This is a genomic window from Ferrovibrio sp., from assembly GCF_035304305.1.
Lineage (GTDB): Bacteria > Pseudomonadota > Alphaproteobacteria > Ferrovibrionales > Ferrovibrionaceae > Ferrovibrio.
In genome coordinates, this window is the sequence record NZ_DATGQG010000005.1 from 1 (window position 1) to 18,653 (window position 18,653).

The 18,653-nt window shown below is 64.5% G+C and carries 18 protein-coding genes and 1 pseudogene; 7 read left to right on the plus strand and 12 right to left on the minus strand.

The genetic code is table 11. From position 1 onward, the window contains the following. The 5 genes and pseudogenes from VKZ87_RS00350 to VKZ87_RS00370 form a co-directional block, all read right to left on the minus strand. Nucleotides 1-596, minus strand: a pseudogene (locus tag VKZ87_RS00350) (NADH:flavin oxidoreductase); the annotation flags it as partial. Then, nucleotides 593-1,777, minus strand: a complete 1,185-nt coding sequence (locus VKZ87_RS00355) for an acyl-CoA dehydrogenase family protein (protein WP_324219245.1) — start codon at nt 1,775-1,777, stop codon at nt 593-595. The gene VKZ87_RS00355 and the pseudogene VKZ87_RS00350, both read right to left, overlap by 4 nt. 1 nt (nt 1,778) lies before the next feature. Further along, nucleotides 1,779-2,603, minus strand: a complete 825-nt coding sequence (locus VKZ87_RS00360; protein ID WP_324219246.1) for an enoyl-CoA hydratase family protein — start codon at nt 2,601-2,603, stop codon at nt 1,779-1,781. Then, complete coding sequence (locus tag VKZ87_RS00365) at nt 2,600-3,118, minus strand: MarR family transcriptional regulator (protein ID WP_324219247.1); 519 nt, start codon at nt 3,116-3,118, stop codon at nt 2,600-2,602. Before VKZ87_RS00365 ends, VKZ87_RS00360 begins: the two co-directional genes overlap by 4 nt. Continuing rightward, nucleotides 3,115-3,936 (minus strand): SDR family NAD(P)-dependent oxidoreductase, encoded by an 822-nt coding sequence (locus VKZ87_RS00370; RefSeq protein ID WP_324219248.1) that lies wholly within the window; start codon nt 3,934-3,936, stop codon nt 3,115-3,117. Before VKZ87_RS00370 ends, VKZ87_RS00365 begins: the two co-directional genes overlap by 4 nt. Before the next feature lie 207 nt (nt 3,937-4,143). Between VKZ87_RS00370 and VKZ87_RS00375 the strand changes: the two genes are divergently transcribed. Beyond that, nucleotides 4,144-4,554, plus strand: a complete 411-nt coding sequence (locus VKZ87_RS00375) for a hypothetical protein (protein WP_324219249.1) — start codon at nt 4,144-4,146, stop codon at nt 4,552-4,554. Between the two features lie 6 nt (nt 4,555-4,560). Here VKZ87_RS00375 and VKZ87_RS00380 read toward each other — a convergent pair whose 3' ends face one another. The 7 genes from VKZ87_RS00380 to VKZ87_RS00410 all read right to left on the minus strand — a co-directional run bounded on the left by VKZ87_RS00380 (nt 4,561) and on the right by VKZ87_RS00410 (nt 11,585). Continuing rightward, nucleotides 4,561-6,186 (minus strand): MBOAT family O-acyltransferase, encoded by a 1,626-nt coding sequence (locus VKZ87_RS00380; RefSeq protein ID WP_324219250.1) that lies wholly within the window; start codon nt 6,184-6,186, stop codon nt 4,561-4,563. A 16-nt stretch (nt 6,187-6,202) separates the two neighbouring features. Continuing rightward, nucleotides 6,203-6,451, minus strand: a complete 249-nt coding sequence (locus VKZ87_RS00385) for an acyl carrier protein (RefSeq protein WP_324219251.1) — start codon at nt 6,449-6,451, stop codon at nt 6,203-6,205. Nucleotides 6,452-6,454: 3 nt separating this feature from the next. Further along, nucleotides 6,455-8,371: an HAD-IIIC family phosphatase gene (locus VKZ87_RS00390; protein WP_324219252.1), complete on the minus strand. Its 1,917-nt coding sequence runs from the start codon at nt 8,369-8,371 to the stop codon at nt 6,455-6,457. Between the two features lie 2 nt (nt 8,372-8,373). Then, a complete protein-coding gene (locus VKZ87_RS00395; protein WP_324219253.1) occupies nt 8,374-9,144 on the minus strand; it encodes an SDR family oxidoreductase in 771 nt (256 codons plus the stop codon). Further along, nucleotides 9,137-9,568: a MaoC/PaaZ C-terminal domain-containing protein gene (locus VKZ87_RS00400; RefSeq protein WP_324219254.1), complete on the minus strand. Its 432-nt coding sequence runs from the start codon at nt 9,566-9,568 to the stop codon at nt 9,137-9,139. The genes VKZ87_RS00395 and VKZ87_RS00400 overlap by 8 nt, the downstream gene beginning before the upstream one ends. A 224-nt stretch (nt 9,569-9,792) precedes the next feature. Next, on the minus strand, nt 9,793-10,035 hold the full coding sequence (locus VKZ87_RS00405) for an Lrp/AsnC ligand binding domain-containing protein (protein WP_324219255.1): 243 nt from the start codon (nt 10,033-10,035) through the stop codon (nt 9,793-9,795). Nucleotides 10,036-10,130: 95 nt separating this feature from the next. Further along, entirely contained in the window at nt 10,131-11,585 is a 1,455-nt protein-coding gene (locus VKZ87_RS00410) for a DEAD/DEAH box helicase (RefSeq protein ID WP_414655607.1), read from the minus strand. A 187-nt stretch (nt 11,586-11,772) separates the two neighbouring features. Here VKZ87_RS00410 and VKZ87_RS00415 point away from each other — a divergent pair, with 187 nt between their 5' ends. From VKZ87_RS00415 to VKZ87_RS00440, 6 genes are all read left to right on the plus strand, one after another. Next, complete coding sequence (locus tag VKZ87_RS00415; RefSeq protein WP_324219257.1) at nt 11,773-12,942, plus strand: M20 aminoacylase family protein; 1,170 nt, start codon at nt 11,773-11,775, stop codon at nt 12,940-12,942. A 20-nt stretch (nt 12,943-12,962) separates the two neighbouring features. After that, nucleotides 12,963-13,787 (plus strand): MBL fold metallo-hydrolase, encoded by an 825-nt coding sequence (locus tag VKZ87_RS00420; RefSeq protein ID WP_324219258.1) that lies wholly within the window; start codon nt 12,963-12,965, stop codon nt 13,785-13,787. Between the two features lie 10 nt (nt 13,788-13,797). Then, nucleotides 13,798-14,358, plus strand: coding sequence for a histidine phosphatase family protein (locus VKZ87_RS00425; RefSeq protein ID WP_324219259.1), 561 nt, complete (start codon nt 13,798-13,800; stop codon nt 14,356-14,358). A gap of 87 nt (nt 14,359-14,445) precedes the next feature. After that, nucleotides 14,446-14,901 (plus strand): MarR family winged helix-turn-helix transcriptional regulator, encoded by a 456-nt coding sequence (locus VKZ87_RS00430; RefSeq protein WP_324219260.1) that lies wholly within the window; start codon nt 14,446-14,448, stop codon nt 14,899-14,901. Nucleotides 14,902-15,068: 167 nt separating this feature from the next. Then, nucleotides 15,069-15,917 (plus strand): xanthine dehydrogenase family protein subunit M, encoded by an 849-nt coding sequence (locus VKZ87_RS00435; protein ID WP_324219261.1) that lies wholly within the window; start codon nt 15,069-15,071, stop codon nt 15,915-15,917. A 3-nt stretch (nt 15,918-15,920) separates the two neighbouring features. Beyond that, nucleotides 15,921-18,650, plus strand: a complete 2,730-nt coding sequence (locus tag VKZ87_RS00440; RefSeq protein ID WP_324219262.1) for a molybdopterin-dependent oxidoreductase — start codon at nt 15,921-15,923, stop codon at nt 18,648-18,650. Nucleotides 18,651-18,653 lie beyond the last annotated feature (3 nt).

An 18,653-nucleotide genomic window follows, 5' to 3' on the forward strand; every position in this document is an offset into this window, starting at 1 on the left:
ACACCGACGGGCCAGTCATTGCCGACATGGCGGCGCACGCTCTGCATGACGCGGCCGAACATCGCCAGCCGGCCTTCCAGTGTGCGGCCGTCATATTCGTCGCGGCGCGGATTGCGACGCGACAGGAAGGAAGACAGCGTATAGGCGTGGGCCGAATGCAGCTCGACTCCGTCGTAGCCCGCTTCACGGGCCCGGGCTGCCGCTTCCCCGAACTGTTCGACGATGCGGTCAATATCCTCCGTGGTCAGGCTGTCAATGGTCTGACGCCAGCCCGAGCGCGCGACCTTCAGGAAGTGGATGATCTGCGGCACGATCCTGGAGTCGGAAGCGTCATGCACCTGCCGCACCAGATCGCGATGACCGGGGATGAACTCGTCTGCCGACAGGCGGAGCAGCGGGCCGGATTTGCTGGTATGGATCGCCGTCGCTTCCACCACGATCAGGCCGACATGACCCTGCGCGTAGCGGACATAGCGATCAATGATCGGCTGGTTGACGAAGCCGTCCTCACCCGAGAGCCGCGTCACCATGGCCGGGACTGCCACCCGGTTCGGCAGCACCATGCCATTGATGTCCAGCGGCTCGAGCAGTTTCATCCGGCTGTGCCCTCCGCGGCGAAAGCGGCATAGGTCTGGCCGGCAATCACCAGCTTGTTTATCTCTGTGGTGCCCTCGTAGATACGCAGCGCGCGGACTTCGCGGTAGAGGCTTTCCACCATGTTGCCGCGGGTGACGCCGAGGCCGCCCCAGAGCTGCACGGCGGCATCGATGACACGCTGGGCCGCTTCGGTAGCATACATCTTCGCCATCGAGGCTTCGCGGGTGACGCGGGCCGCCCCCATGTCCTTGGTCCAGGCGGCGCGATAGATCAGCAGGGCCGAAGCATCGATCTCAGTCGCCATGTCGGCAATCTTGGCCTGGGTGAGCTGGTAATCGGCGAGCTGCTGGTTGAACACCTTGCGCTCATGCACGCGCTTCAGCGCCTCATCCAGCGCGCGGCGGGCGAAACCCAGTGCGGCGGCACCCACGGTGGAGCGGAAGACGTCGAGATTGCTCATGGCAATCTTGAAGCCTTCGCCGGGTTTGCCGATCAGATTGCCGGCGGGGATCACGCAGTCCTTGAACTCGAGCCGGCCGAGCGGATGCGGCGCGATCACGTCGATGCGTTCCGGCACGCTGAAGCCCGGCGTGCCGGCTTCGACCACGAAGATGGCTAGGCCTTTCGCGCCGGGCGCGTCGCCGAGGCGGGCGACCACTGTATACTGGTCGGCGATGCCGCCATTGGAAATCCAGGTCTTCACCCCGTTGAGGCAGTAACCCTGCCCGTCGGGGACGGCAACGGTGCTGACATTGGCGACGTCGGAACCGGCGTCGGGTTCGGACATGGCGAGTGCCGCGATCTTCTCGCCACGGGCCACGCCGGGCAGCCAGCGCTGCTTCTGCTCCGGCGTGCCGAACAGGCTGATCGGGCCCGAACCCAGTCCCTGCATGACAAAGGCGAAATCGGCCAGCCCATGATGATAGGCAAGAATTTCGCGCACCAGCGCCAGGCTGCGCACGTCCAGTTTGTCATATTCGCCGCCGCCATCCTTCGGCACGGTCAGGCGCAGCAGGCCATCCTGGCCCATCTGCCGCACGAAGTTGCGGCAGACCGCATCGATATCGGCGCCTTCATCGTGATGCGCGGCATGTTTCCGCGCCCAGTCTTCCAGCCTTGCCGCCAGTACGCGGTGACGCTCCTCGAAGAATGGCCAGCCGAGATAGCTTTTGTCTGCCATCTCAGTTGCCCTCGAAGACCGGCTTCTGCTTCGCCGCGAAGGCGCGGTAGGCGCGGGCGAAATCCTCGGTCTGCATGCAGATGGCTTGCGCTTGCGCCTCAGCCTCGATGGCGGCGTCGAGATCCATCGACCATTCCTGGTGCAGGCAGGTCTTGGTGATGCCATGAGCGAAGCTCGGCCCGTCAGCCAGTTCCTTCGCCAGCGCCTGTGCCTCGGCCAGCAGCCGGTCCGGCGCGACGAGGCGGTTGTAGAAGCCCCAGCGCTCGCCTTCCTCGGCCGTCATCGTGCGGCCGGTGTAGAGCAGTTCGGCGGCACGGCCGGCGCCGATGATGCGCGGCAGGATGTTGCAGGCCCCCATATCGGCGCCGGCAAGCCCGACGCGCACGAAGAGGAAAGCGGTCTTCGCCTGCAGGGTGGCGATGCGCAGGTCGGAGGCCATGGCAAGGATTGCGCCGGCACCCGCGCAGACGCCGTCCACGGCGGCGATGATGGGTTGGGGGCAGTGGCGCATCGCCTTCACCAGATCGCCGGTCATGCGGGTGAAGGCGAGCAGACCGGCCATATCGCCGGACTCCTTCATCTTCACCAAGGGGCCGATGATCTCGTGAACATCACCGCCGGAGCAGAAATTGCCTCCTGCGCCGTTGATGACCACTGTTTTCACGTCCGTCACGTAGTTCAGCGCGCGGAAGGTGTCGCGCAGATCGGCATAGGACTCGAAAGTGAGCGGGTTCTTACGGTCCGGCCGGTTCAGCGTGACCGTCGCGACCTTGTCCTCGACAGACCAGCCGAAATGTCTCGGTTTGAAATCCCGCGCCTGTTTCACGAATCCTCTCCTTCATGGCTGCCGGCATTCTGCAGCACTGATGTCTTCAACTTTCCGAGCAACCCGAACAGCTGCTGCATTTCCTGGCGGCTCAGGCCGGCCATCATCGTGTCGATCCAGGCTTCATGCTCGGGCGTCATTTCGTCGAAGGCGCGCTTGCCGGATGGCGTCAGACTGAGGTGGGCGCTGCGCCGGTCGCGCGCTGATGGCGTGCGCTTCACCAGGCCCTCCTCGATCAGCCGGTCAGCCAACCCGGTGATGTTGCCGTTGGAGACCATCATGCGTGCCGACAGCTCACTCATGGTGAGTCCGTCCGGTGCCCGGTCCAGCTGCGCCAGCAGATCGAAGCGGGGCAGGGTGGTACCGAAACGTGCGCGCAGAGCGGTGCGCACGTTGCGTTCGATCAGGCTCGAGCAGGTCAGCAACCGCAGCCAAAGCCGCAGTTCCAGTTTGTCGTCGCGATGGGTTGCCGTCTCGCGGTCGTTCGCGGCCGGGTTCTGACGGACTTCACTCACGGCATTACCTCTCCGCCGGCAATCACGATGCACTGGCCGGTGACCGAAGCGGCGCCCGGCCCGGCCAGCCAGAGCACCGCATCGGCGATCTCCTCGGGCCGGATCAGCCGGCCCTGCGGATTGATCTTGGCGAGCTCCGCCCGCGCCTCCTCAGCGCTGCGGCCTGTTTTCCGCACGATCGTGTCGATGGTCGTCGCGGTCATGTCGGTATCGACATAGCCGGGGCAGACGGCATTCACCGTGATACCGCTGCGGGCATATTCCTTCGCCAGTGCACGGGTGAGGCCGACCACGCCATGCTTGGCAGCGCAGTAGGCGGCGACATAGGCATAACCGGTTACGCCCGCCGTGGAGGCGACATTGATGATGCGGCCGTCTTTCCGTTCCAGCATGCCGGCAATGGCGGCGCGGGTGACATGGAAGACGCCTGAGAGATTTACGCCGATCATCTCGTCCCAGTGCTCGGCCGTCATCTTCGCGAAGGGCTGGCTGGCGCCGAAGCCGGCGTTGTTGACCAGGATGTCGATCGGGCCGTTGATGGCGACAGCGTCGGCCACCATCCGCTCGGCTGCATTCGGGACGGTGAGATCGGCGGCTACGGCGGCGCAGGAGGCATTGCGGCTCGCGATGAGTTCATCGCGTCGCCGGTTCAGCCGTTCCGCATCGCGGGCCGAAAGGGTGAGGGTGGCGCCGGCGGAGGCGCAGGCCCGTGCTGTGGCCCAGCCGATGCCGCGGCTCGCGCCGGTGACCAGCACATGCCGACCGGCAAGCGACAGCGGCTGCGTCGGGTGGGTGGAGGTCAGTTCCGTGATGGGCACGACCGCCGGGCTCCTCTGCCGGAAATTATTTTAAGTATAAAATAGTTCAGGGTGCGGACAAGGTAAAGGCGACTTGGCGCGCTGGATATGGTAAATAACCCTTGAGCGATTCGCGGGGGAAGAGGCGTGAGCGTTAGGGTTGCCACCCGTCATTGGGGGAAGGTTGTTTTCGTGCTGACCGGCATTTTGCTTGCCGGTTGTCAGAGCATGAACCTTTCGCCGGGGGGCGGTGCCACCACCGACAACGACAGCCGCGGCGGTCCGCCGCCGCAGATTTCCGGCGTCGCACTGCCCGAAGGCTATTCGCTCGACACCAACCGTACGATCATCCTGGGCGAGGGCGACCGCTGGATCGGCCGGCTCTCCTACAGCGTGAACTCGTCCGCGGATGCGATGTTCGATTTCGTCCGGCGCGAGATGATCAACCATGGTTGGGCCGAAGTGGCCGTTGTGCGTGCCGAGACCAGCCAGTTGACCTATCTCTCGGGTGGCGGCGACCGGGTTGCCTCCATCCTGATCTCGCGTAGCACGATTTACGGCTCGAAGGTCGACATGACCGTTTCGCCGGCTGCCGGCGCAGGCGTGTCGCCGTCCCGCACCGCCGGCGCGCGCCGCTGACGCTCGTCAGAACGTAAAGTACAGAAACTCCGACGGCGCGACGGACATTACCCGGAGCAGCGCCAGGGCGAGCAGGGCGCCGAGGAAACCGCCTTCCAGGAAGCCCGCGCGCGGCTGCAATGCCGTCAGCGGCTGCAGCCGGAAGATCAGGGGCTGAGCCGGGGTCGGCCGTGGCGGCCTTTCGGTCTGGGAGTCGAGCGCACCGGCCATCATCTCCATGTAGCGGGCGGTGTTCGGCAGAAGCCAGGCAATGGCAAGTCCGAGCATGATCAGCGCCCCCTGCGTCGAACTCAGTCGCCAGACGAACATCTCGATGACGCCCATCTCGGTGGCGTCGGCGCCGCCGAGCCGCGACATGACCGGGATGTCCCCGCCCAGACCGGCCATGCCGCGCAGGACGGTCATCGCCTGGTCCATGCTGGCGGACTTGAAGAAGACAAAGGATACCGTAACGAGCAGGAAGGTCAGCAGAACGCAGAAGGCATGGCCGGCTGCGCCGAGGTTCATCTCGATGCGCCAGTACTGGCGGAGCGCGCGCCAGGCATGGTTGATCACCAGCAGCACGCCGTGAAAGAGCCCGAAGACCAGGAACTGCCAGCCGGCACCATGCCAGATGCCGGCGAGGAACATTGTGAAGAGTGTCGGAAAGGCGAGCAGGGCAATGAAAGGACCGAGTGCCGGTGCGGAGCGTTTCAGCAGTGGCTTGCCCGCGGCGATGCGCCGGCGGGTGATCGCCATGACCAGCGGGTTATAGACATAGGAGGTGAGAAAGCGCGTCAGGGTCAGGTGCCAGCGCGCCCAGAAATCGATGATGCTGGCTGCCTTGTAGGGCGAGACGAAGTTGATCGGCAGGCGGATGCCGAACAGCAGCGCGATGCCGATCGCCATGTCGGAATAGCCCGAGAAGTCGAAATAGAGCTGCAGGGAAAAAGCGATCGCGCCAAGCCAGGAATCGACGAAGGCCGGCGCAATGCCGTCCGCGGCCGGTGCGTAAGCCATGGTGGCAACTCCGCCGAGCGGATCTGCGATCACCACTTTCTTGAACAGGCCGATGGTGAACGCCGTGATGCCGAGCAGGAGGTTGCGCGCATGGGGATGATAGGTTTCGGGAAGCCGGAACTGGTCGAGGATCTCCTTGTGATGGACGATTGGTCCGGCGATCAGATGGGGAAAGAAGGTCACGAACAGCATGTAGCGGAAGACGCTTTCCTCGCGTCGTCCGCCGGCATGGACGTCAACCAGATAGGCAATCTGCTGGAAGGTGAAGAAGGAGATCGCCAGCGGCAGCACGACCTGCGGCACCGGAACGCCCAGTCCGGTCAGCAGATTGATGGCTTCCGCCAGGAAGCCGGCATACTTGAACCAGATCAGCGCGCCAAGATTGGTGATGATTCCGAAGACGAGCAGCGGCAGGCTCGATGTGCGTGTGATCAGCCTGGCCAGGTAGAAGTTGAACAGCATCGAGCCGAGCAGCAGGGGCACGAAATCGACCCGCCAGGAGCCATAGAAGACCAGCGAGGCGCCCAGCAGCCAGAGCACCGCCCAGAAGGGCCGGATCGCGCCAAACAGGAAGAAGCCGATGAATGCGATCGGCAGGAACAGGAAAATGAACTCCGGGGCACTGAAAATCATGGCGATGATTGCCCGACTATGCGGCCTGACGCTTGCGGTCGATCAGCGCCACGAAATCCCCGACATTGCGTAGCGCATCGATCTCGGCGGCCCGGAACTTGATGCCGAACCGCATCTCGGCGGCAACGATGATGTTGATGTGATTGAAGGAGTCCCATTCCGGCACATCCCTGGCCGACATTTCAGGCGACACCTCGATGGAGGGGTCATCGAAGACGTCGCGGAAAATCTCATTAAGGGTGGCGTAAATGGCGGCCTCGTTCATATCTCAGTCTCTCCTGTAGACGATTGTCATGTGGTCCACGGGCGGCAGGTGATTGCTGCCGAGCGGCAGCATCCAGGTCGTCTCGCCGTTCTCCGCCTCTCCGTCGGTTTCCACCGGGGCGAAACCGAGGCTCGGGTAATGTTCTTTCACCAGCCCGTTCTTCAGTGTCGGGCGGTAGCGGCCGATCAATCTTGAAACACCCAGGGTACTGGCATCCTGCGCCACGACGGACAGCATGGCATGCTCGACCCTGCGCCCCAGTACGCGGCAGCTCATCAGCCAGGTATCAAGCTCGATCGCCTTTGCGGAATCGTCCGGCACGATGCGGCCGATCACGATGCTGGTCAGGCCGTTATCGCCGAAGCGGTCGACCAGCCGGCCGGCATAGGTGAGTATGTGGGGGTCTTCCATCATGGCCCGTACCTCGGCCTCGGTGTAGCGCCGGGTGGTGAGGTTGAACTGGTTGGTCTTGTTGATGAGCTGCGTCACGCGTGCGAGGTCGGCCGGCTGGAATCGGCTGACCGTCAGCGTCATCTGCAGGTCGCGCAGAAAGCTCTCCATGTCGGTGGCCGAGGCCTGGAGCTGCCGACGTTCACGGTTGGCGACATACTGCTCGTTGCGCTGAGTGTCATCGGTAGTGAATGACACGGCCTCGAAATAGCCAGCATCGGCGATGCAGCGTGCATAGAGTTCCGGCGCTTCCGGCAGTTCCGGCACAGCGACCATCGGGAGAGTCCGCCGCATCAGATCCCGCTCGGCCGGGTTGTCGTCAATGAAGACCAGGGAATCAAGGCCGAGATCGAGATCCCTGGCGATGCGCCGCACAGCGGACGGCTTGTCGTTCCAGTTCGCCTCGAAGGCGGCGAAATCGCCGCGCCGCAGGATCATTTCCGGATGCTGGTCGAAGGCCGCCTCGGCGATTGCCCGGTCGTTTTTGGAGGAGACGGCAAGCAGTATGCCGCGCCCGGTGAGACGTTTCAGATAGCGCTGAAAGGACAGAAAGGCTTCGCCATTGCCGCTGCCCTGGCCCAGCACGATACCGTCCAGGCCGTCATCTCCGATGACGCCGCCCCAAAGCGTGTTGTCGAGATCCAGCACGGCGACCTTTTTCGACAGGCCGCGGATGGCGGCCAGGATGCGGCCAACCTGATCGCCAAGCCAGGGTGCTGCGGCCGGCGAGATTGCCTGCTTGGCGTGATGCCACAGCTTGGGGTCACTGAGGTGCTGCATGCCGACGCCGGAAGCGGCACCGCGCAGGTCGAGCAGCAGGACACGGTGCTCGGACGCACGGTCAGCAAGCCTGGAATCGAATCTTGTCGCAAGCGCCGTGGGCGAGGCAGCCACCTGCCGCTCGAAATGGCCGAACAGAGGCGGCTCGTCCGACCACAGGGTCTGCTGGATGATGGTCGTGCGGGCACGATCGCGCAGCATCTGCCAGAGGCTGCTCAGTTCCTCCAGCGCGGCATTCACGGCGGCGTCGGCATCGGCAGCCGGCGTTTCCAGCGGCAGTTCCGGCAGCAGGCTGGCATGGTCCAGCGCCAGCAGCACCGCTTCGGGCTTGAAGGCATAGAGCGCCGAGCCGGGGTCAAGGATCTGCTGACGCCACTGTCCGTAGGGCGCCACCTCGACCTCCAGCAGCAGGCCGCGCCGCAGTGCGCCGACGCGGATGCCCGGCACCAGATGATCCAGCGTGCTGCTGCCCAGCAGCGCCAGCCGCAGCCGCGGTGCGCGCGCCGGCAGTTTCGGCATAACCTCCGTCAGGTAACGGTCCAGGCGCCTTGTCTGCATGAAGTCGATCTGCCGGTTCGCGAGGCCAGTAAGTGAGTCGAACAGCATGTCGGCTGCCGGTTCGTCACGGCGCAGTTCGGCCAATGCGGTATCGAAATCACCGGCAGGCGGCAGCCAATGCAGTGCCAGCATGATCAGGAAGCCCTTTCCAGAGTGGCGCCATCGTCAAGGGATAGTTCAACAATCTCCTGAGTCGCCGACGGGTTGTTCAGGCCATGCAGCAGCGCCGCCGCAACAGCCTCGGGTTTCAGGAACGCCTGTCCGGCCGCACTGGCTCGGGCGCGTTCGAGCAGCAGTCGCTCGAAGGCGTTCAGCATCGGCGTCTCGACATAACCGGGCCGGGTGATCGCAATGCGCAAGCCGGCGCGGCCCAGCTCCGCGGCTGCTGCGTTCAGCAGGCCCTCAAGACCGCATTTGGCAGCGACATAGCTGGCCATATGCGGCGTGGTTGGCGGTCCCTGGGCGGCAGACAGCACGGCGACCACCTGGCCGCCACCGCGCGGCCGGAAGCAGCGCCGCCAGACTTCTGTCAGCAGCACGTAGTTGCCGACTACCGCAGCTTCATGCTGATTGCGGAAGTGTTCGGGCGTGAGTTTGAGCAGGGAGGCGACATCGGGGGCTGGGGCCCCGCAGAGGGCCAGCGCCGATACGCTGCTGTCCTTTTCGGCGATGCGCGCAACGGCCTCGCGAAGGCGATCAGGTTCGCGGAGCGGGAGAGCGACGGCTCTGGCGGCGCGGTCTTCGAAGTTCAGTTCGTCCGCCAGCCGGGCCGCGCGATCCGATCCTTCACCATAGCCAATCCAGACGTGCCAGCCCTGACGTGCGGCGAGTCGACACAGCGCCGCGCCGATCCCGCTGCTACCACCCGTGACGATCAGGGATTTCGCCATGCGCGCGTCAGGCATGGACCCTCTCGGGCGGGCGGGCTGCCGGCTCGGCTTTCAGCAGTGCCGCGGTCTCGCCATCGGCAATGCAGCGCCCGCCGGCGTCGACGCGCAGCTTGAGGTCCACTGTTCCGATATCCTCGTTGGCATGGACGATGGTGGCGGCGAGGCGTGCGTGCTGGCCGACATAGAGCGGGCCGCGGAAGCGCAGCGATAGCGAACGCCAGACGCAACCTGGCCCGGGTAACCGAGTGCCCAGCAGCTGCGAGATCTGCGCCACGATCAATGCGCCGTAGACCACCGGGCCCTCGAAGCCGCGGCCGCGGGCGAAGGTTTCATCGTCATGCAGCGGATTGGTATCGCCGCTCAGGCGGCGGAAAGCGGCCATGTCCTCGGCGCTCACGCTGAACTCGGCGAGCTCGGTCCGATCGGGTTCAATGGTCATGCCGCGCCTCCACCCTGCACTGATCCGGACGCGTGGGCCGGTGCACCGCGTCGTGGATGCAGCTTAAAGAGCGCTGTGCGCCTGTATTGTGATCAAGTGGTGTTTCGCCACGCCCGCGCTGCGGCAGGGCGGTGGCGGGCGCAATCCGGAAGCGAAGGGGAGCGCGGCCGGAAACGGCCTAAATCTGGGGTGCCCGACTGTCGGCCGGGCGACGGCGTACCCGGTTAGCTGAAGGCCTTGAAGGTGATCAGCGTGAAGGTGTCCTTCACCCCGGCGATGGTCTGCAGGCGGTTGACGACGAAGTGGCCGATATCCTGCCCGTCGGGCAGGAAGCACTTCATCATGAGATCGTACTGGCCGGAGATGGAATGCACTTCCGAGACCTGCTCGATGTCCTCGACTGCGCGGACGGCCACATCATAGGCGCGGCCGAGTTCGCATTTCACCATCACAAAGATCGTCTGCATTGCCTGCTCCGTGGTGATCCGGCTGTACCTGCCGGACTGTAATCGACCCCGCCCCAAACCGAAAGGGCGGGGCACTCGGTCGGGCGGGAGCGAAATCAGGAAGAAGCGGCGCGGCGGACCGGGCGCAGCAGGAAGTCCGGTACATGGTCGCCCATCCCGATGACGGGGGGCTCGCGGTCCTCGCGGCGGTCGCGGTCGCGGCTGCGGTCCCGCTCCCGGCGGGGCCGTTCGGCCCTCTCGCCCTTGGCAGTTTCGGGGTGCAGCACGGCCGGTGCTTCCTCGCGGCGTGCCGTTTCGGCCGGCTGCGCCTCGGCGGCGGACCGTTCCGTGCTCTGGCTGCCACGGCTGCTGCTTTTCGACCGGCTACGATCGCGTCCGCGCCCACGTCGGCTGCGCGATCCGCGCTCGGCCTCGGCTTCGGCGGCCTGCGGCGATTCGACCTCGTCGGAATGGAAGCCGGGCAGTTCCATGACGGGGATGTCGCGGGCGATCAGGCGGGTGATCGCCGCGATGTATTTACCGTCCTCGCCCGAAACCAGCGTGAAGGCGCGGCCCTTCATGCCGGCACGGCCGGTGCGGCCGATGCGGTGGACGTAATCCTCCGGATGGGTCGGCACGTCGAAATTGAATACATGGGTCAGACCCTGGACGTCGAGGCCGCGGGCGGCAACGTCGGAAGCGACCAGGATGCCGATTTCACCCTTCTTAAACTTCTCCAGCGTGGCGGTACGCACCGACTGGTCCATGTCGCCATGCAGGGCCGCGGCATCGAAGCCGTGGCGAATCAGCGATTTCGCCAGGATGTCCACATCGCGCTTGCGATTGCAGAAGATGATGGCGTTTTTCACATCCTCGTTGCGGATCAGTGTGCGCAGAGCCTCGCGCTTCAGCCGATGCGGAACATGGATCTGGAACTGGGTGATCGACTCCGCCGTGGTGGCCTGCCGGGCAACCTCGATTTCCTTCGGGTTGCTGAGGAATTTGTCGGCCAGCCGGCGCATTTCCGGCGCCATGGTGGCCGAGAAGAACAGCGTCTGGCGCAGCGGCGGCAGCGTCTTCGCGATGCGCTCGATATCGGGCATGAAGCCCATGTCGAGCATGCGATCGGCCTCATCGATGACGAAGATTTTCACCCCGGTCAGCATGACCTTGCCGCGCTCGAAATGGTCGAGCAGGCGGCCCGGGGTGGCGATCAGCACGTCGACGCCACGGTCCAGCAGCTTTTCCTGCTCGCCGTAATTCACGCCGCCGATCAGCAGCGCCATGGAGAGCGGGGAATACTTGCCGTATTTGTCGAAGCTCTGGGCGACCTGGTCGGCCAGCTCGCGGGTCGGTTCCAGGATAAGGGCGCGCGGCATGCGGGCGCGGGCCCGGCCGCCGGCCAGGATGTCGATGAGGGGAAGCGTGAAGCCGGCTGTCTTGCCGGTGCCTGTCTGTGCCGTGCCCAGCACGTCGCGGCCCATCAGCACGACGGGGATCGCCTGGGCCTGGATCGGGGTTGGCGTGGTATAACCGGCATCGGCGACGGCCTTGAGGACCGGCTCGCTCAAGCCTAAGCTTTCAAAATCCATGGATTTCCGCGTTGTCTGGCCAAGCTGCGCAAAATGCGCTGCGTCCGCCGGGGCGGACAAGATCACAGCGGCTCCTGTGAGTCAATGCCAATCTCGGGCGCTAGAAACAGTAAAATCAATCGGTTATCGTCCCGAACCCGAATTTTTTCCGTATCCGGAGAATCAGATGAAGCTGATCGACGAAATCGTTGCCAATAAGGCCCAACTGACCGAATGGCGCCGGGATCTGCACATGCATCCCGAGACGGCCTTCGAAGAGCATCGCACGGCCGATTTCGTCGCCCGCAGCCTGGAATCCTTCGGCATCCCGGTGCATCGCGGCCTTGCCAAGACGGGGGTGGTGGGCACCCTGAAGGCAGGCAAGGGCAACCGCGCCATTGGCCTGCGCGCCGACATGGATGCGCTCGACCTCGTTGAACTGAATGAGTTCAGCCACAAGTCCAGGCATGAGGGGAAGATGCATGGCTGCGGCCATGACGGGCATACCATCATGCTGCTCGGCGCGGCCCAGTACCTGGCCAAGACGAAGAATTTCGACGGTACCATCCATTTCATCTTCCAGCCGGCCGAGGAGAATCTGGCCGGCGGCAAGGTGATGGTGGACGAGGGCCTGTTCACCAAGTTCCCCTGCGAGACGGTCTTCGGCATGCACAACATGCCCGGCATCGATGTCGGCAAATTCGCCGTCCGGGTCGGCCCCATGATGGCCTCGGCCGACATGTTCTGGATACGGGTCAAGGGCGTCGGCGCTCACGGCGCCTATCCGCATCGCGGCGTCGACCCGGTGGTGATCGCGTCCGAGATCGTGCTGGCGCTGCAGAACATTGTCGGCCGCAACGTCGATCCGCTGCAATCCGCGGTAGTCAGCTGCTGTCAGATCCAGGGTGGTCACACCACCAACGTCATCCCGGAGGAGGTGATGATTGCCGGCACCACGCGTGCCTTCCTGCCGGAGGTGCAGGACATGATCGAAAGCCGCCTGAAGCAGATCGCCACCGGTATTGCCGCCGCCCATGGCGCCACCGCCACGGTGGATTACCAGCGCCGCTATCCGCCGACGATCAACACTGCCGATGAAACCGAGCTGGCTGCCTCCGCAGCCGCCGAGGTTGTCGGCAGCGACAATGTGCTGCGCAATCTCAATCCCAGCATGGGCGCCGAGGATTTCGCCTGGATGCTGCGCGAGAAGCCGGGCTCCTATGTCTGGATCGGCAACGGCGCCGGCGAGGGTAGCTGCATGGTTCACAACCCGCGCTACGACTTCAACGATGACATCCTGCCGATCGGCGCCAGCTACTGGGCGCGGCTGGCGGAAAAGGCCCTGCCGGTCGCATAGCGCCGGCAGCGGGGAGGATCATGGGCTTCAAGGTGAAGTTCTGGGGCGTCCGCGGCAGTATCGCGACACCTTCCCCGCGCCACATCGGTTTCGGCGGGAATACATCCTGCGTGGAGCTGAAGATCGGCAGTCGCGTCATCATACTCGATGCCGGCACCGGAATCCGCAACCTCGGGCATTGGCTGCTGCGGCGGAATGTGAAACAGGGCGATCTGTTTCTGTCCCACACACACTGGGATCACATCAACGGATTCCCGTTCTTCTCGCCGGCCTTCAAGCGCGATCATCATTACATTGTCCACGCCGGTCACCTGACCGAAAGGGGCGGCATTGGCAGGGTGCTGGCCTCGCAGATGGCGCAGCCTTTCTTTCCCGTGCCGATGGAGAAGATGGGAGCCCGGATCGAGAATGTCGATTTCCGCGCTGGCGACAGCTTCAATCTTGATGCCCGCATCCGCGTCCGCACGGTGCCGCTGAACCATCCCGATGGGGCAACGGGGTACCGGTTCGAATATGGCGGCAAGGCACTGTGCTACGTCACGGACACGGAGCACCTCCCCGGCCATCCCGACCAGAATATCCTCGGGCTGATCGAAGGCGCTGATCTGGTCATCTACGACTGCACCTATACAGATCGGGAGTTCGAGATCCGCGCCGGCTGGGGCCATTCCACCTGGCAGGAAGGGGTGCGCCTTTGCCGCGCGGCCGGCGCGAAGGGACTTGCGATCTTCCATCATGACCCCGATCATGAGGACCTGTTCATGGAGGCCCTGGAGGCCGAAGCGCGTCAGCTCTGGTCGGGAGCGATGGTGACGCGGGAGAATATGCGGGTAAACCTGCTGTAAGGGAGGGGTGATGGCGCGGCTGTATCTCGTCCGGCATGCCAAGGCAGCCGCGCGGTTCGATGAGGATCCCGATCCCGGCCTGTCGGATGAGGGCAAGGAGGCGGCGGTCAATCTGGCCCTGGACATGGAGACCATCGGGCCCATGCAGATCCTGACCTCTCCTCTGGAACGCGCGCGCGAGAGCGCCCTGCCGCTCGCCAACCGCTGGGGTATCCAGCCGGAAGTGAGTGCGGCCTTCAGCGAAATTCCCACACCGCCGGAAATCGCCGAGAAGGGCATCAAGGCGCGCGGCCCCTGGCTGCAGCAGATCGCCGGGCAGAAATTTGCCGGCCAGCCGCCGATCATCAGGGCGTGGCGGGAAGGCGTGGTCGGCATGCTGCGTTCGGCGCGCTACGACGCGGTGATTTTCACGCATTTCATGGTGATCAACGCCGCGGTCGGCGCGGCGCTGGACGATGATCGCGTTGTCCTGACGCATCCGGACTACTGCTCCTGCACGACGCTGGAGGTCGACCGGCGCGGACTGAGGCTGGTTTCCCGGGGGCAGGAAGCAACCACGAAAATCCTCTAGTCCTTGTCCGGAGGGAACGGCTTGGCCCGCAGAGGGTGAAACGGTAAGCTTGCCTGCGCGTTTTGCGGCTACCAGAGGTTCCCGCCCATGAATGTCAAGCCAGACATCAAAGCCGCGGCTACCGTGCCCGAGGGCTACGTCCTCGAGGATCAGGTCGGGCATCTGATCCGCCGGGCGCATCAGCGTCATACCGCGCTCTTTCTCGCCATGATCGGCGACTCCCAGGTGACCACGACGCAATATGCCGCGCTGGTGAAGCTGCATGAGATGGGCGAGCTGTCGCAGAATCATCTAGGCCGCCTGACCGCAATGGACCCTGCCACCATCCAGGGGGTGATCCGTCGACTGACCAGTCGCAAGCTGATCTCCCACCGCCCTGATAAGAACGACAAAAGGCGGCGCTGCCTCAGCCTCACCCCGGCCGGACGCGAGCTGGTGGCCAAGCTGATGGCTAACGGACCGAAGGTCAGCAAGGCGACACTGGAGCCGCTCAGTCCGGAAGAGCAGCGCCAGTTTCTGGCATTGCTCAAGCGTCTGACCTGATCATTTCTGCCGGCCGCAGCGTTCTGTTGCACTGCCGCAATTCCGCGCAATCCCTGCCCATATTTTGACGTTGACTCTTTTCAGGCGGCGACGCAGCATTGTTTGCGTACAAACGATGCATCCGGTGCGTGCCGGAGCATAGAGGCCAACGGGGAGGCCCGGTTTCGATGGCGTCGTACCTGCGTCCGACGAGTCTCGATGAGGCGCTTGCCGACCTGGGCGAGGCGATGGTGCCACCGCCCGTAGTGCTCGCTGGCGGCACCGATTTCTATCCCGCCCGGGTCGGACGCGCACTGGATGACAACATCCTCGACATTACTGCCATTCCCGATCTGCGCGGCATCAGCGAGACCACCACCGGCTGGCGCATCGGCGCTACCACGACCTGGAGCGGGGTGATTGCTGCCGATCTCCCGCCGCTATTTGATGCCCTGAAGCAGGCGGCTCGTGAAATCGGCGGCCGGCAGATCCAGAATGCCGGCACCGTTGCGGGCAATCTCTGCAACGCGTCACCCGCGGCCGACAGTGTTCCGCCGCTGCTGGCCATGAATGCCGAAGTCGAAATCCGTGGCAGGAATGGTCGCCGAATGCTGCCGGTATCGGACTTCATCACAGGTAATCGCCGGACCGCACTGCAGCCAGGCGAGCTGGTTACGGCGGTGATCGTTCCGAAGCCGGCCAGGCCAGCCCACAGCGTGTTTCTCAAGCTGGGCGCGCGCGAATACCTGGTGATCTCGATCGCCATGGTCGCGGTTGTTCTGGAGACGGATGGCGGTGTGGTCTCGTCGGCGCGCATCGCGGTTGGCGCCTGTTCGGAAGTGGCGCAGCGTCTGCCGGAACTGGAAGCGGAACTGGTCGGCTGCCCGGTCGACGCGCTGGCCGGCAGGGCGGAACGGCGGCATCTGCAGGTTCTTTCGCCGATCACCGATATCCGCGCCGATGCATCCTACCGGCGCGAGGCAGCACTGACATTGATCCGCCGGGCCCTCGCCGGTCTGGCCGAGCAGAGGGCCTGATCCATGCGGCTGATCGTGAATGGGAAACCGCATACCTATCACGGGTCGCCGCTGAAACGCCTGAGCGATGTGCTGCGTGACGATCTCGGCCTGATCGGGACGAAGGTAGGCTGCAATGCCGGCGATTGCGGCGCCTGCACCGTGATGCTCGAGGGCCGACAGGTCTGTGCCTGTCTGACCCCGGTCGCGCAAGCCGCCGGAAAGCCGGTGGTGACCGTTGAAGGCCTCTCGGCGCACGGGGCGCTGTCGCGCCTGCAGCGGGCTTTTCTCAAGCATGGTGCCGCACAATGCGGGATCTGCACGCCGGGCATGCTGCTGGCGGCGACCGACCTGCTGGCCGAGAAGAGCCAGCCCGACGAACAGGAAGTCATGGATGCGATCGGCGGCGTCCTCTGTCGCTGCACGGGCTACCGCAAGATCGTCGCTGCCGTGCTGGATGCGGCAGAGACCCATGCTCTGCCTGAAACGCCGCAGACCGGAATGGCGGTCGGCAGTCGCACGACCCGGGTCGATGGCATGGCGAAAGTGGTCGGGCAGGAGAAATACGGTGCCGACTACATTCCCGCCGACGCGCTCTGGGTACGCATCATCCGCTCGCCGCAGGCAAGGGCGACCATCAAACTGGGCGATTTCTCGGGTATCGTGCAGAAATACGGCCTTGTACGCGTCTTCACGGCCGCCGATGTGCCGCGCAACGGCTATGGCATCTATCCGGACATCAAGGATCAGCCGGTTCTGGCTGATGGGCTCGTCCGGTATAGGGGCGAGGCAGTGGTGGCGCTTTGCGGCACCCGCGAGGCGGTTGAGGCCGTATGCCCAGAAGAACTGCCGATTACCTATACGCCCGAGGCACCAGTGGCCGGTATCGTCGCCGCCGCTGCGCCGGACGCGAAACTGGTGCAGGCCGACAAGCCCGGCAACGTGCTGATCGAAGGCGGCGTGAAGAAAGGTGATGTCGCCAAAGGTTTTTCCGAAGCCGCGGTGATTACCGAAGGCCTGTTCCAGACAAGCTTTGTCGAACATGCCTATATCGAGCCAGAAGCGGGCTGGGCTGTGCGCGTCGGTGATCGGATCGAGATACACGCCACCACGCAGACGCCATACATGGACCGCGACGAGGTGGCAGGCATCATGCAGCTTCCGCCCGATCGCGTGCGCATCGTACCGACCGCCTGCGGCGGCGGTTTCGGCGGGAAGCTGGATCTCTCGGTGCAGCCGCTGATCGCCCTGGCAGCCTGGACTCTCGGCAAGCCGGTGGCCTGTGTCTACACGCGGCCGGAAAGCATGGCCGCCAGCACGAAGCGGCATCCCGCCCGCATCACCGCCAAATTTGCTGCCGACAGGAGCGGCAAGCTGCTGGCGGTGGAAACCTGGGCTGATTTCGATACCGGCGCCTATGCCAGCTGGGGGCCGACGGTGGCGAACCGCGTGCCGGTTCACGCGACCGGGCCTTATGCGGTTCCGCATGTGAAGAACTGGGGTCGTGCGCTGTTCACCAATGCGCCGCCGTCGGGCGCTTTCCGCGGTTTTGGCGTGCCGCAGGCAGCGATTGCCCACGAGACACTGATGGATGATCTGGCGCAAAAGCTGAAGATCGATCGGCTGGAGATGCGTCGCATCAACGCCCTCCGCGCCGGGGATCTCACCGCTACAAACCAGAAGCTGGAGCATTCTGCCGGGCTGGGCCAGTGCCTCGATGCGCTGAAACCACACTGGCAGTTGCTGAACGAGGACGTAGAACTGTTCAATGCCCGCAGCAGGACCCTGAAGCGGGGCGTCGGAATCGGCTGCATGTGGTACGGCATCGGCAATACCTCGATGTCGAATCCCTCCGAGATGCGCATCGCGTTGCGGGCGAATGGCCGGATCATGTTCTACAACGGCGCCGTCGATATCGGGCAGGGCTCGAATACGATCTTCGTCCAGATTGCCGCCGATGCCCTCGGCCTGCCGATGTCGCTGATCGACTACGTGATGGGCGACACCGACCGCACAACCGATGCCGGCAAGACTTCCGCCTCGCGGCAGACCTTCGTGTCCGGCAAGGCGACCGAGCTTGCGGCGCGCGACCTGCGCCGGCAGATGCTGCGGCTGGCCAACGCCGGTGACGATGCCGTGCTGAGGCTGGAAGGAACGATGCTGACCATCGAGGATGGCGGCGCGGTGCGCAGCATCGATCTTGCCGGTCTGCCGCGCCTGAACGATGAAGCCGATGTGCTGGTGGGCGAGGGCCGTTTCGATCCGCCGACCACCATGCTGGATGCCGATGGCCAGGGCGTGCCTTACGCGACCTACGGCTTCGCTGCTCAGGTTGCACTGGTCGAGGTGGATACCGAACTCGGCACCGTGAAGGTGAGGAAGATCGTTGCCGCCCACGATGTCGGCAAGGCGATCAATCCGACCCAGGTGGAGGGGCAGATAGAGGGCGGCATTGCGCAGGGACTCGGGCTTGCACTGATGGAAGAGTATCTGCCGGGCCGGACCGAAAATCTGCATGACTATCTGATTCCGACCGTCGGTGACGTGCCGGAGATCGAGTGCATCCTGATCGAGGATGCCGAGCCGCTGGGGCCTTACGGCGCCAAGGGTGTCGGCGAGCCTGGCCTTGTGCCGACCGCGCCGGCGATCCTGGGTGCGATCCGGCATGCGACCGGCGTGCGGGTGACGGAGGTGCCGGTATTGCCGCACCGGCTGCATGCCGCGCTGAAGCGGCAGGCGTTGGCGGCGGAATAGGGA

What these genes read in the sequence shown, in the direction of transcription:
- VKZ87_RS00435 (WP_324219261.1), top strand. Translation starts at nt 15,069, where the DNA reads ATGGCGTCGTACCTGCGTCCGACGAGTCTCGATGAGGCGCTTGCCGAC.
- VKZ87_RS00425 (WP_324219259.1), top strand. Translation starts at nt 13,798, where the DNA reads ATGGCGCGGCTGTATCTCGTCCGGCATGCCAAGGCAGCCGCGCGGTTC.
- VKZ87_RS00355 (WP_324219245.1), bottom strand. Translation starts at nt 1,777, where the DNA reads ATGGCAGACAAAAGCTATCTCGGCTGGCCATTCTTCGAGGAGCGTCAC.
- VKZ87_RS00385 (WP_324219251.1), bottom strand. Translation starts at nt 6,451, where the DNA reads ATGAACGAGGCCGCCATTTACGCCACCCTTAATGAGATTTTCCGCGAC.
- VKZ87_RS00440 (WP_324219262.1), top strand. Translation starts at nt 15,921, where the DNA reads ATGCGGCTGATCGTGAATGGGAAACCGCATACCTATCACGGGTCGCCG.
- VKZ87_RS00380 (WP_324219250.1), bottom strand. Translation starts at nt 6,186, where the DNA reads ATGATTTTCAGTGCCCCGGAGTTCATTTTCCTGTTCCTGCCGATCGCA.
- VKZ87_RS00375 (WP_324219249.1), top strand. Translation starts at nt 4,144, where the DNA reads ATGAACCTTTCGCCGGGGGGCGGTGCCACCACCGACAACGACAGCCGC.
- VKZ87_RS00400 (WP_324219254.1), bottom strand. Translation starts at nt 9,568, where the DNA reads ATGACCATTGAACCCGATCGGACCGAGCTCGCCGAGTTCAGCGTGAGC.
- VKZ87_RS00420 (WP_324219258.1), top strand. Translation starts at nt 12,963, where the DNA reads ATGGGCTTCAAGGTGAAGTTCTGGGGCGTCCGCGGCAGTATCGCGACA.
- VKZ87_RS00395 (WP_324219253.1), bottom strand. Translation starts at nt 9,144, where the DNA reads ATGCCTGACGCGCGCATGGCGAAATCCCTGATCGTCACGGGTGGTAGC.
- VKZ87_RS00430 (WP_324219260.1), top strand. Translation starts at nt 14,446, where the DNA reads ATGAATGTCAAGCCAGACATCAAAGCCGCGGCTACCGTGCCCGAGGGC.
- VKZ87_RS00390 (WP_324219252.1), bottom strand. Translation starts at nt 8,371, where the DNA reads ATGCTGGCACTGCATTGGCTGCCGCCTGCCGGTGATTTCGATACCGCA.
- VKZ87_RS00415 (WP_324219257.1), top strand. Translation starts at nt 11,773, where the DNA reads ATGAAGCTGATCGACGAAATCGTTGCCAATAAGGCCCAACTGACCGAA.
- VKZ87_RS00405 (WP_324219255.1), bottom strand. Translation starts at nt 10,035, where the DNA reads ATGCAGACGATCTTTGTGATGGTGAAATGCGAACTCGGCCGCGCCTAT.